Source organism: Saccharothrix saharensis (assembly GCF_006716745.1).
GTDB classification, from domain to species: Bacteria; Actinomycetota; Actinomycetes; order Mycobacteriales; family Pseudonocardiaceae; genus Actinosynnema; species Actinosynnema saharense.
Window position 1 is genome coordinate 8,786,054 of record NZ_VFPP01000001.1, and the last position, 12,579, is coordinate 8,798,632.

The window sequence follows — 12,579 nt, forward strand, 5'->3', positions numbered from 1 at the left end:
GCCGGGTCGAGCACGACGTGGGGTGGGGTGGTGCCCGCGCGCAGCGGTGGCGTCACCGCCGACCGCCTCATCGGTCGTCCATTCCACTATGGTGGGGAGCGACCACGGTAAATCACCGCACTGGATCGTTACCGGCGCTGATCGTAGGTGTTGTCCGACGGGTGCGCCAGCCCATGGATCGGATGTCCGAAGGGATGCCGTGGACCACGTCCCCGACCTCGCGTTATCCCGGTTCGAGCCGCACTCCGACAATGATCGTCCGCGTTCGGGCGAGCCCGTTCGGACGGCGTTGTTCTGCCATGCGGCGGGCTTTGCCGGGCGCGTGTGGCGGTCCGCTGTGAAAAACCTGCGGACACCGTTGCGCGTCGCGGCGCCCGACCTCCGGGGCCACGGCCACGCCCCACCACTGGCCGAGGACGCGGACTGGGGCGTGTTCGCCGACGACGTGCTCGCCGCCGCCCGCGCGGTGGGGCCAGGCCCGCTGATCGGGGTGGGCCACTCGCTCGGCGGGACGGCACTGCTGCTGGCCGAATCACGTGCGCCGGGCACGTTCGACCTGCTGGTCTGCTACGAGCCGATCCTCGCCACGCACGACGACCCGGCGTTCGCCGAGGCGGCGGCCCGGCGGCGCGCGGAGTTCCCGTCCCGCGCCGACGCGCTCGCCCGCTGGTCCACCCGGCCGCCGCTGTCCCACCTCGCGCCCGAGGTCCTGGCCGACTACGCCGAGTCCGGCCTGGCCGAGGAGCCGGACGGCCGGGTGCGGCTGCGCTGCGCGCCGGCGGTGGAGGCGCACCTGTTCCGGACGGCGATTTCGTGCCCGTGGCGTGACGCGCTGCCGCTGGTGCGGTGCCCGACGGTGGTCCTGCGCGGCGGCGAGTCGGTCGTGGTGACCGGCGAGTCGCTCGCGGCGGCGTGCGCCGACCTGCCCGCGGGACGGGTGGTGGAGGTACCGGGCCTGGACCACCTGGGTCCGCTGGTCCGGCCGGACGCGTTCGCGGCGGTCCTGGACGGGGTGTTCGCGGAATCCGGTGCCACGGCGCGTGCGTGAGGCGGTCCACCGCAGGGCCCGATACCCTGCGGTGCCTCGAACCGCGTGACCGGAGGAGCCGATACCGGGATGACGGCGCAGCGACCGATGCCCACGCGGGACGACGTGCTCGGCTACTTCGCCACGCTGTCGAACTGGGGACGGTGGGGTGACGACGACGAGCTCGGCACCCTCAACCACATCACCGACGACGTCCGGCTGGCGGCGGCACGGACCGTGCGCCACGGCAGGAGCGTGTCGTGCGCGTGGGAGGTCGCCGTCCCCGACCACATGGAGCGCTCGACGACGTCGTGCCCGTGCGCCGCCGACATGCCGGGCGCCGAGAACATGCCGCTGCCCGGGTTCCGCGACGACCGGCGGTGGGGCTTCTCGATGGAGCGGCTCGGCATCACGTTCCACGGCAACACCGTCACCCATCTCGACTCGCCGTGCCACCTCTTCTGGGACGGCACGATGTACAACGGGCGGCCGCACTCCCTGGTGGACGCGGCGACGGGATCGGCGTGGGCGGCCGTCACGGCGGCGGCCCACGGGATCGTCACGCGTGGCGTCCTGCTGGACGTCGCGGAGGTCCGCGACGTGCCGTGGCTGGAACCGGGCCAGGGCGTGCACCCCGAGGACCTCGAAGAGGCCGAGCGCCGCCAGGGTGTGCGGGTGCGGCCCGGCGACGCGGTGCTCCTGCGGACCGGCCACGGCCGGTTCCGGCACGAGAGCGGTGAGCCCGGCGGCGCCACGCAGGCCGGCTGGCACGCGTCCTGCCTGCCGTGGCTGCACGAACGAGGCGTCGCGCTGATCGGCGCCGACACGCCCCAGGACGTGCAGCCGTCGGGGTACGACGACGTGTTGGTGCCGGTGCACGCCGTGGGCCTGGTCGCGATGGGGCTGTGGCTGCTCGACAACTGCGACCTGGAGGCGTGCGCGGCGACGGCGGCCGAACTCGGCCGGTGGGAGTTCCACCTCGCGGTCGCGCCGGTCCGCTTCGCCGGCACGTCCGGCAGCCCGGTCAACCCCATCGCCACGTTCTGACCGGACAGCGCGGCGGCCTCGCCGCCGGCTGCGCGGGTGGCATCCGCTCGCCGGACTCACCGGGGATGCCCGGGACGGAGCCCGTCGCTCCAGGCCCGCACGATGGGTGAGCGGCGGTAGGCCCGGCTCACCTTGACCAGCCAGGCGGTTTCCGAGTCGAAGTCCTGTGCCCGGCGCAGGTCCGGTGGCCGGCCGGCATCGGCCGTGGCGGGCTTGCCGCTGGTGTGCGCGGCGACCGCGGCCGCGATGACAGCGGCCTCGGCGACGGCCTGCGCGTCACCTTCCGTGAGGCCGGACCGCAGTGCCTGCTCCCTGGCCAGGTGGAGCGTGGTGTCGCTGAGGTGGTTGCGCAACGGACCGATCAGGGCGTCGCGGATACCGATGACCCGGTGGCGCAGCCGGGAGTTCCGGTCACGCAGGGCCACCACCGGCGTGGCCGTTCCCACCGGGCGGAGTGCTTCCCACAGCGGAGTCAGCTGGTGGTAGGCGAGCAGCCGGCGCCGGTACCGGGCCACCCGAGGTCCCCACGACGGGATGGTCATGCCGATCACCAGCAAGCACACGCCCGGGGCGGAGAACAGGAACTGGATGCCGTGCACCCCGTTCTCCTCGTACGGCAGGGTGTGGCCCAGGCTGACGATCGTCTGGTACGCCACCTTGTGGATCAGCATGACGAGCCAGATCAGACAGCCCGCACCCATGAAGCGCACGCCGACCCGCAGGAAGGTGCGCTCGATGGTTCTGCTGCGCCACCGGACGAGCAGCACGTCGACCAGCACGACGATGTTGTGGGTCTCCCAGATCAAGTCGTAGACGAGCACACCCGGGTCACGGGTACCGCTCGGCCCGACGATCGGCAGTCCGAGGCGCAGCGGGCCGATCACGTAGCCGATCAGCAGCAACAGGAGGGCCGTCGCGAACAAGGCACGGCCGAAGCGCAGGCGTCGCCGCAGGTGTCCGGCGGGAGCGGACACCCGGATGACGAACAGGTGGGCGTGGAAGGACATGGCCATCCACGCGATGTGCTGGATGACCTGGGGCAGGCTGGGTACTTGCCCGAGCACGTCGTAGACCAGCCAGTAGAACGGTGCCCAGCCGAGCAGGTAGACGATGAACAGGTGCACCATCGTCAGCGACAGCGCCCGACCGGCGGGGGTCCTGCGATCCTCACGCCAGGTCGTGGCCCGGTAGACGACGGCCACGGCGATGGTCACGAGGGCGATGAAGTGGACGGTGCTGGCCACGGTGATTCGACGTCCTCAGCGGCTCATCACTGTTCCAGCGCCCGGCTCAGCCGGTCGCTCACCTCGGAGAGACCTCGTCGTGCGCGGCGTGGACGCGTGTCGATGATCTCCGAGATCAGATAGGCCACGGTCTCCGCCTCGGTCTCGTGCCGGGTGGAGAAACCCGCGTGCCGCCGAGCCAGCATGATCCTCAGGGTCGTGGCGCTCAGATCGGGGAAGACGCCTGCGAGCGCCGAGTCCACCGGCTCGGACCCGGGGTGCCCGCAGAGGATGTGCCCCAGTTCGTGCAGGACGATGTGCGCCTGGTGGACGGGCGTGGTGTCGCGCTCGTAGCAGATGTAGTCCGCGGACGTCCCCGCCATCCACAGCCCGCAGGCACCCGAGGCCGACATCGGCAATGGCACCAGTTCGATCGGCCTGCCCCGTTGCTCACCCACCGCGCGACTCAGTTCCCACACGCTGCGCGACTCCGGTATCGCCAGCCGGCTCACCACGCGTCTGCACCGCCGTTCGATCCGACGGGATCCGCGACGCCACATCAGGTTCGACGCCCCTCGGCGTTGCCCGAGTCGAGACCCTCCAGCTTGCGGAGCTGCTCGGTCATGGCCGTGACGGTTTCCAGACTGCCATCGGACAGACCGACCATCCTGGCGGCCACCCGGGCGATACCGGCATCACGCAGCAGCGCGGCCAGGGCGATCTGAGCGCTGATCTGCTCCGAGGGCTCGTCGTCCAGGAAGTAGGCGGCCGGCACACCGAAGAACTTCCCCAGCTTCTCCAGGGTGTCCTTGGTGGGGTTGACGTTCTTGCCCGAACGCAGCGCGGAGAGCACACCGGTGGACAGCCCGGTCGCCTTCGCCACCTCCGGGTGCGTGAACGGCTTGCGATCGCGCGGGTGCACCGTCCGGAACAGGTAGTCCACTTTCTCGGCCAGGGTCTGGGAACCCGGCTGCTCCCCGTTCACGGACCACCTCCGGCCACCGTGCGGATCAGTGAAGTGATACGGCTCCGGCGAGATTATCACCGAGGTCGGTGCCGAACTCGGTCTTCGGGTCGGACACCCCGGCACCGGGGAGGTCTGGGGACGGCGCCGTCGCCGCGGCTGGGCGCGGCCCGGTCGAGTACGCCGTAGGCGGACGATCAATCGGTTGGATGATCGGGTGATGCTTATCGATCAATATATTGACAGGAACGGTGAGGGTCGATACGTTCGGTCGTGGGGTGGACCGCTCTGCGAAGGGGGTAGCGCCGTGAATTGCTGGAACGTGTCGTGGAACATCGTGTTTCGACATTCCACGACACGATTCACCCATCAGTTCGTCGTCAGCAGGCATCCGGGATGATCATGCCGAGACTGATGGCGTCGGTCTGGTTGTCGAGGTGGGCGATGTTCCCCCAGTTCTCGGGAGGGGACGTCCACAGCAGGCTCCAACAGGTTCCGGTCCAGTTCCAGAGGTACATCGTCCACGGCGACCTGTTCGTGAGCGACGAGACCTGGTCGCCGAATCCGGCCGCGCCCATGTTGGTCCAGCCGGGCTCGCCCGCCTGGAGGAACCAGCCCAGCCCGTCGTAGTGCTGGAACGTGCAGGACGTGCCGAGGTCGCAGCGCCAGTAGTCGGAGGCGCTGTTGTCGATGAAGACGTACTTCCAGCCGGCCTCGTTCGCCGCGACCGGCGCGGGAGCGGAAAGCGCGGACGCGGGGGTCGTCGCCGATGCCGAACCGGCGCCGAGCATGGTGAATGCGCTCACAAGAGCCGCGACAACGGCAATGATGCTGTTCTTCATGCGTTCCTTCCATTGCTGGCGAGAAAGCGTCGAACCGCACCAGTTTCGAGTCGTCGACGCCGTCTCCGCAACGGCACTTAATTGGTGGCTGAATAGCCCAGCTCACGGTGGACGGGGGATGGTCCTGTGCTGCACGTGCACTTGTCGGCAGCGGACATGTGGCGGACTCGGCTGGCGGTGTGGGGTCCGTTGGCGGAGACCCAGTGGAGCATGCGCGCTCTTCAGCGCGGGGACCGGGCGGACCTGCTCGGTGCGTGGCGGTCGCGGCTGCGGTCGGTGCTCGCCGGGGACCTGCTCGACGTCATGTCCGCCCTCGCACCGGCGGACGGGCCGGTGATCGACCTGTTCACCCTGATCGGTCCGGTCCGGGAACTCGATGAAGGGCTGGCCCTGCTCGTGGCCCGGTACCCGGAGCTGCCCGAGCCGGTTCGGCGGCGGTTCCCCGGTGGCGGGCGCGTCCTGGCGGATTCGCTGCGCGCGTACCACCTGACGGCGGTCGGTCCGCAGTGGAGCCGGATCCGGAGGGCGCTGAGAAGTGAACAGGCGCGGCACTCGACGGTCATGGCCGTGGAGGGGATCGGAGCCATGTTGAACCGCCTGCACCCGGCCGTCCGGTGGCGGCCACCGGTCCTCACCGTCGCCGGTCGCGCGTCGGGCGACGTGCCTCTGGGTGGACGAGGGCTCGTCCTCGCCGGGTCCCTGTTCAGCGGGCCGGATGTGCCCGTTCTCGTGCCGTCCGAGCCGTCGCGTCCGCCGCTGCTCGTCTACCCGGTCGGGTCCGGTGCATACGCCGAGGCGAGGCTGTGGGCGACGCCAGGGGGCGCGGGGGACGCCCTGCGGACGCTGCTCGGCACCACGCGGGCGAACGTGCTGGCCGCGATCGCCGACCGGTCGCCCGGAACCGCGGACCTCGCCCGCGAACTCGGCATCTCACCGTCCGGTGCCAGTCAGCACGCCGCCGTACTGCGACGTGCCGGGCTCATCACCACCGAACGGGTCGACCAGGCCGTGCGGCACGCGGTCACCGCTCTGGGGGCTTCGTTGCTGGACAGGGCGTTCACCTAGACGGGTGTTGCGCGGTAAGGAAAGGGGTGTTCGGGTCGGTCCTCACGGACCGACCCGAACACCCTCCGCCCGTCTCCGGCTACCGCCTCGACTTGCGCGGCACTCGTCTAGCTGACCGTGATGTTCGAGTTGCCGCTGCTCTGGTAGCCCTCCGTCGCCATGATCATGTAGTAGCGGAAGCTGCCCAGCTGCATGCCGGCCCGGTTCCAGGCGTCGAAGTGGTTGCCGGTGGTGATGGTGCCGCCGACCCGCCTCTGCTGGCGGACGCTCCAGAACTGGGCGAACGTCTTGGTGCCCTCCACGGACGGGGCGTTGTAGCGCATCGTGTGGTAGATGTCGTACGTGCCGCCGTCGCTGGTGACCGTGCCCCGGTGCGTGCCGGTGGGCCGGTAGTTGCCCCAGCTGTCGACGATGTAGTACTCGACGAGCGGGCCCGAGGTCCATCCGTACAGGCACAGGTAGCCGTTGCCGGAGGGGTTGAAGCTGCCCGAGTAGCGCACGGTGCGGCGGGACCCGTTGCTCCAGCCCTTGCCGCACACGAAGTTGCCGGTGTTCCGCCACGAGGTGCTGTACTGACCGCCCGACCCCATGGTCATGGAGACGGTGTTCTGGGCGTCGGTCCAGAACGAGTAGTAATAACCGTTGTGGTTGCCCGTCTGGTTCGTGGTGACGGTCTGGGCGTGGGCGGTGCCGGGCAGGATCAGCCCGGAGCCGAGCGCCAGGGCTCCGGCGCCGCCGATGAACGTCCTGCGGCTGATCGGGTGCCGCGCAGGGGCGTTGTCGTCCATTGGTGTGCTTCCTCCTCGTTGAGGCCGGCGAAGGGCGACCCGACGTGCGGCGGAACCGGCGGGCCGGTCGGTGACCGGGTCGACGTCGGTGCGGGATCTGCCGATGCGGACAGTGTTCGGCCGACTCCGCGCCGCTGTCAACAATTCTCGTAATGTTGCGAAAACACTCTCGTAGAATTGCGAAAATGAGTAGGCCGCAACCTCACACCGACTATATCGACCCAGGTCGTGGCTTTGTCGGGGCTATGGCACCGGAACGGTTCGGGAAAACTTCCGGAAACCCGTCGAACCGGGGCGGTCCGCCCGGTCCGCACGGGACCGCGCCCTGAGGCGTGCCAAGATCACCCGATCGTGCCGTGGCATCCGGGCTGTCCGCTTGGGCAGGATGGACGAGGGGGAATGTCGGGCGAACGGGGGAGCCCAATGGGATCGGCACGCGCGTTGCCCGCGGCGGTCGTCCGGGTCCGGGACGGTCGGGGACAGGTCGTGGGGGCCGGTTTCCTGATCGCGCCGGACCTGGTGTGCACGTGCGCGCACGTGGTCGCCGACGGTGCCGAGCCGCCGGAACGGGTGCTGGTCGACTTCCCGATGCTGCCCGGGGTGCCGTCCCGCGCGGCGCGTGTGCGGGCGTGGCGGCCGGCGGAACCCGACGGGCGTGGCGACATCGCGCTGCTGCGGCTCACCGAGCCGCCACCGGAGGGTTCCGCGGCGCTGGTGCTCGGCACGGCGGAGAACCCGTGGGGGCAGCGGTTCCGGGTGCCGGGGTTCCCGGCCGGCCACGACGACGGCGTGTGGGCCGGCGGCAGCCTGCGCGAGCGGCAGGGCACCGGGTGGGTGCAGATGCAGGCCGACGACGGGCCGCGCATCGTGCGCGGGTTCAGCGGTTCACCGGTGTGGAGCGAGGACCTCGACGCGGTGATCGGCATGACGGTGGCCGCCGAACGCGGCTCGGCCACCGCCTACCTGATCCCGTCCGAGGCGCTGGTGCGGGTCGCGGGCGAGCTGGCGCCGCCGTGCCCGTTCCGCGGGCTGCGGGCGTTCCGGGCCGAGGACGCGCGGTACTTCTTCGGCCGCGACGAGGAGGTCGATCGGCTCGCCGAGCGGGTGGCCCGGCAGCGGATCGTCGTGGTGGTCGGGCCGTCGGGGTGCGGCAAGTCGTCGTTGGTGGACGCCGGGTTGCGGCCGCGGCTGGAGGCGGCGGGCACGCCGGTGGCGATCGTGCGCCCCGTGCCCGGTCAGTCCGCCGAGGAACTGCTGGCCGTGCTGCGGCCCGCCGCCGTGCCCGGCGCGGTGCTGGTGCTCGACCAGTTCGAGGAGGTCGTGACCGGCGACCCCGGCACCGCGCGGGACGTGCTGCGCCTGCTGGACGAGCTGACCGCCGGGCCGGCCGGCCCCCGGGTCGTGCTCACGCTGCGGGCCGGCTCGCTGGACGGGCTGCTGGCCGTCGGCGGCGTGCCCGCGCTGGACGACGCCACGGTGTTCGTGGCACCGCTGACCGGTGACCGGCTGAGGCAGGCCGTGGAACGGCCCGTGGCGCTCACCCCCGGCGTCGCCTACCAGGACGGTGTGGTCGACCGGGTGCTGGCCGACGCGCAGGCCGGGACGGGCCTGCTGCCGCTGGTCGAGTTCACCCTCACCGAGCTGTGGCAGGCACGGGAAGCGGGCCTGCTCACCCTGCGCGGCTACGACCGGCTGGGCGGTGTCGCGGGTGCGCTGGCGGGCCACGCCGAGCGGTTCCACCGGGGACTCGGCCCGGCGGAGCGGGAACCGGTGCGGCGGCTGCTGGTGCGCCTGGCCCGGCCCACCGAGGACGGTTTCGCGTTGCGCCCCACGAGGGTCGACGAAGTGCCCGACGACCTGCGGCGCGTGGTCGACGTGCTGCTGGGCGCACGACTGCTCGTGGTGCGCGAGGACCCGGGCCAGCCGCGGGTGCTCGCGCTCGCCCACGAAGCGCTGCTGCGCAACTGGGCGACCCTGCGCGGCTGGCTGGAAGCCGACCGGGAGTTCCTGGCCTGGCACGCGCAGGTGCGCGAACGCGCCGAGCAGTGGGAGCGCGAGGGCCGCGACCGGAGCCTGGTGCTGCGCGGCGGGCCGCTCGGCACCGCGCGGCAGTGGCTCGACCAGCGACCGTCCGACGTGGACCGGCGGGAGCACGAGTACGTGGCCGCCGGCCACGCCGCGCAGCGCCGGTCCACCCGCACGCGGCGGGCCGCGGTCGCCGTGATGGCGGTGCTGCTGCTGGTGTCGGCCCTGCTGACGGCGCGCACGGTGTCGGCCAACCAGCAGCTCGACACCACCGTGCGCCACCAGGCCGCGCAACTGCTCCGTGACCTCGCCGAGCGGGAGGCCGGGATCTCCGCGCTGAGTGCGCTGCAGTTCGCGCTGGCGTCCTGGCGGCAGGACCCGGCGGTCGGGTACGGCGCCCTGCTGCGACAACAGGCCGTGTTCCACGACGTGGCCGAAGTGGATGTCGACCGCTTCCCCGCGCCGATGGACGTCGTGGCCACGACCCCGACCGGCGACGTCGCGGTGTCCGCGACGGCGGCCGGCGCACTGACCGCGTGGCGCGACCCGTGGGGCGACGCGCCGCGATCGTGGCCGCTGGGCCAGGTCGACGGCGCGCGGATCATCCGGGTGAGCGAAGACGGCACCACGGTGGCGGTCGCCGACGACGCGGCGGCCATCCGCGTGTGGGACCTGCGTGAACGCGGCGACCCGGTGCTGGTGCGACCCGGCGCCGCGGACTCCGACCCGGAGCCGCTGGACGACGCGAGCATGCAGGTATCGCCGTCGGGCCGTCACCTCGTCCTGGTCGACGACGAAGCGGTCGAGGTGTGGGACCTGACCCGGCGATCCCGGGTGACGGGGTTCGTGCCGCCGCCGCGGGGGACCGCGGTGGTGCTCGGCGTCGCCGCGCTGGACGACGAGACCGGCACGGTGGCGTTGTTCGAGGCGCGGGACGACAGCCTGGTGCACGCCGTGCGCGCGCTCGACACCGGCGCGGAGGTCCGCTCGACGCCCGGCATGCCCAACGTCACCCGCCAGGGACGCCTGGTGCTGCGGTGCGCGCACAAGGTGCTCACCGGGATCGACGTGTTCAGCGGCGCCGAGGTGTTCCGCCGGAACGCCCCGGACTGCCTCGGCGCCGCGACCGACCTCACCGGCCGGTACGTGCTGGTGGAGCCGGACCGTCGAACCGACGGCTCCGGCCTCGTGACCTACCTCGACGCGCGTGACGGGAGGGCCTACCAGTCCTGGGTTCCGGGCTTCGAGCTGGGCGGTGACCAGGACTTCGGCACCGGCACGGTCGTGCTGCGGTCACCCGACGGCACGCCCGACATCCTGCACGTGCGCGGCCGGGCGGTGCTGCGGATGCGCCCGCCCCGCCCGGTCGAGGAAGTCGGCTCGCAGTACTCGGGACACGTGGGCCAGACCGACCTGGCCAACCCGGCGCACACCGAGGACGGGACCTTGATGGCGGTGGTGGACGGTGGCGGGGTCGACGGCACACCGGGGCTGTCGCTGATCGACACCCGGACCCGGCGGCGGCTGGCCCACGTGCCGGACCTGATCCCACCGGGCAGGCTGTTCCTGCGGTTCACCCGCGACAACGCGCGGCTGCTGCTGTTCGACGGCCCGGAGCTGGTCGTGCTCGACACCAGGGACCTGGCTCGACTGCACCGGGTCCGGCTGCCCAGACCGGCCGAACTCGACGGTCAGGACGGCCGCCACTGGTCGAGCACGGCCGCCCTGGTCGGCGACCGGACCGCCGTGACCCTGCACGCGGGGCTGCTCACCCGATGGGACCTGGACAGCGGCGACCCGCTCGGCGAGCCCCTGCGGGTGGGCGACACCGCGCGCGACCTGCTCCAGGCGGCGGAACACGGCAGGGTCCTGGCCACGCCCGACCCCGACCGCGTGGTGGTGAACACGCCCTACGAGCAGCGCTGGTGGGACCTGCGCACACGCGCCGAAGGCGACCCGATCGCGCCCGAGACGGACCCCGCGATGCTCGCCGCCGCGTCACGGCTGCCGCAGGTCGCGATCCAGTACGCGTCCGGCAGCGCCTACGTGCACGACCTGGAGTCCGGCGGCACCTCGGCACCGATCCCGCTCACCGCGCGCGTGGCGCCGATCGGGTTCACCCCGGACGGGAAGCTGGTCGCGTCCGGTGAAGGAGGGGTGGTCCAGGTGTGGGACCCGGCGACGTCCCGGCTGCTCGGCGAGTTCCGCCTGCCCGAGGACACGACCAGGCCGGCGGTGGTCGGTTCCCGGTTGGTCGCCGCGAACAAGCACGGGTTCGTGTCGCTGGACCTCGACCCGTCCCGGTGGTTCACGACCCTGTGCGCCGCCGCCGGTCGCGGCTACACACCGTCCGAAGTGGACCGTCTGCCCCTCGGTGTCGAGCCCGTCGACCCGTGCGCGTGACCGGTCAGCTCGGATCACCCGGCGCCGGGTCGGTGGGGCGGTCCCAGGAGATGGTGGTGAGCTGGGCCAGGGTGGAGCTGGTCAACTCGGTGACGTAGAGGCTGCGGGAGAGCGGCAGCAGGCGGTGGGCCTTGCAGTGCTGGGTCGGCAGCACGGTGACCTCCTCGCCGAGCACCTCGTTGTAGCCGGCGTCGAAGATGACCCGCACGACCACGTCGTAGACGTCGTCGCAGATGATGGAGGAGCCCAGCAGCCACGCGCTGGGGCGGCTGGTGTTACCCGGCTCGAACGCGATGTGCAGCAGTCCCGCGTCCGCGACCTCCGACGACTTCAGGCGGAACCACGTGGTGTCGCCGTTGGCGTCGATGCGGCCGAACGTGCCGGTGCCCTGCTCCTGCGTGCCCAGCAACGCGACCCACAGCGCGGTCGGGTCGGCGATGAGACCGACCGGTGTGCGGCCGTGCTCCGGCGGGATGTCGAGCTGCCCCGCCTGCTGCGTGTGCGCGTTGATGCGCAGGATCTGGCTGGAGTCGTCCTGGCTGGCGTAGAACTCGCCGGACACGGGGTGCTGCGCCACGAAGATCGGGTTCGGGTGCGCCTCGTAGAGGTGGAAGGAAGACGGGTTGGTGTGGTCGATCTCCAGCACGTGGTTGCTCTCCTTGAGGCTCACCCACAGCTGGTCGCCGTACTCGCCGATGTAGTGCGGCCCCCGGCCCGGGGCCGGGACGTCGATCACGCTGAGCACCAGGGGCGGTGCGTCGACGTCCGCGCCGTTGGGGTCGATCAGCAGGAGCCGGTTGTCGCCCTGCTGGGTCGCCCACACCAGGCCCGGGTAGCGGCGCGAGAGCGCGAGGCCGTGCAACATGGCCTGCTCGCCGCCCACCGGGTGGGCCCGGGTCGCGATGACCTGCTCGGTGGCCGGGTCGAGCCGGGCCTTGACCAGGTGGCTGTTGGACATCTGCGACACCAGCAGCAGGGTCAGCCCGGGCACCTTGACCAGTTCGTGCGTCTGCTCGGCCAACGGCAGGCCGAATTCGAACACCGACCGGCGGGGCACGCCCCGCACCGGGCGGGCCTGCGCCGGACCGGCGGAGACCAGCGGCGCGGCGATCGTGCTGAACAACAGGGATCGGTGGAAGGTACGCCGGTCCATCGGGGCCTCCTCGTACCGGGTGTCCGGATCGGACTCACGGTA

The 12,579-nt window shown here is 71.8% G+C and carries 10 protein-coding genes; 4 read left to right on the forward strand and 6 right to left on the reverse strand.

The window, feature by feature from the left end:
* Positions 1–88: 88 nt before the first annotated feature.
* Both FHX81_RS39555 and FHX81_RS39560 read left to right on the forward strand, forming a co-directional pair.
* Complete coding sequence (locus tag FHX81_RS39555; protein WP_141983538.1) at positions 89–1,048, forward strand: alpha/beta fold hydrolase; 960 nt, start codon at positions 89–91, stop codon at positions 1,046–1,048.
* 69 nt (positions 1,049–1,117) lie between these two features.
* Complete coding sequence (locus tag FHX81_RS39560; protein ID WP_246108197.1) at positions 1,118–2,074, forward strand: cyclase family protein; 957 nt, start codon at positions 1,118–1,120, stop codon at positions 2,072–2,074.
* A 56-nt stretch (positions 2,075–2,130) separates the two neighbouring features.
* Here the strand turns inward: FHX81_RS39560 and FHX81_RS39565 are convergent, their stop codons facing one another.
* The 4 genes from FHX81_RS39565 to FHX81_RS39580 all read right to left on the reverse strand — a co-directional run bounded on the left by FHX81_RS39565 (position 2,131) and on the right by FHX81_RS39580 (position 5,103).
* Positions 2,131–3,318, reverse strand: coding sequence for an MAB_1171c family putative transporter (locus FHX81_RS39565; protein WP_141983539.1), 1,188 nt, complete (start codon positions 3,316–3,318; stop codon positions 2,131–2,133).
* A 26-nt stretch (positions 3,319–3,344) separates the two neighbouring features.
* On the reverse strand, positions 3,345–3,755 hold the full coding sequence (locus FHX81_RS39570; RefSeq protein WP_141983540.1) for a hypothetical protein: 411 nt from the start codon (positions 3,753–3,755) through the stop codon (positions 3,345–3,347).
* 101 nt (positions 3,756–3,856) lie between these two features.
* Positions 3,857–4,282 (reverse strand): helix-turn-helix domain-containing protein, encoded by a 426-nt coding sequence (locus FHX81_RS39575; RefSeq protein ID WP_141983541.1) that lies wholly within the window; start codon positions 4,280–4,282, stop codon positions 3,857–3,859.
* A 359-nt stretch (positions 4,283–4,641) separates the two neighbouring features.
* Complete coding sequence (locus FHX81_RS39580; RefSeq protein ID WP_141983542.1) at positions 4,642–5,103, reverse strand: hypothetical protein; 462 nt, start codon at positions 5,101–5,103, stop codon at positions 4,642–4,644.
* 126 nt (positions 5,104–5,229) lie between these two features.
* Here FHX81_RS39580 and FHX81_RS39585 point away from each other — a divergent pair, with 126 nt between their 5' ends.
* Positions 5,230–6,168: an ArsR/SmtB family transcription factor gene (locus tag FHX81_RS39585; RefSeq protein WP_141983543.1), complete on the forward strand. Its 939-nt coding sequence runs from the start codon at positions 5,230–5,232 to the stop codon at positions 6,166–6,168.
* Between the two features lie 107 nt (positions 6,169–6,275).
* Here FHX81_RS39585 and FHX81_RS39590 read toward each other — a convergent pair whose 3' ends face one another.
* A complete protein-coding gene (locus FHX81_RS39590; RefSeq protein WP_141983544.1) occupies positions 6,276–6,956 on the reverse strand; it encodes a glycoside hydrolase family 11 protein in 681 nt (226 codons plus the stop codon).
* A 423-nt stretch (positions 6,957–7,379) separates the two neighbouring features.
* Here FHX81_RS39590 and FHX81_RS39595 point away from each other — a divergent pair, with 423 nt between their 5' ends.
* The gene (locus FHX81_RS39595; RefSeq protein ID WP_170232365.1) at positions 7,380–11,384 is read left to right on the forward strand and encodes a serine protease; all 4,005 of its coding nucleotides are present in this window, start codon (positions 7,380–7,382) and stop codon (positions 11,382–11,384) included.
* Between the two features lie 4 nt (positions 11,385–11,388).
* Here the strand turns inward: FHX81_RS39595 and FHX81_RS39600 are convergent, their stop codons facing one another.
* Positions 11,389–12,537, reverse strand: a complete 1,149-nt coding sequence (locus FHX81_RS39600; protein WP_141983546.1) for an NHL repeat-containing protein — start codon at positions 12,535–12,537, stop codon at positions 11,389–11,391.
* Positions 12,538–12,579 lie beyond the last annotated feature (42 nt).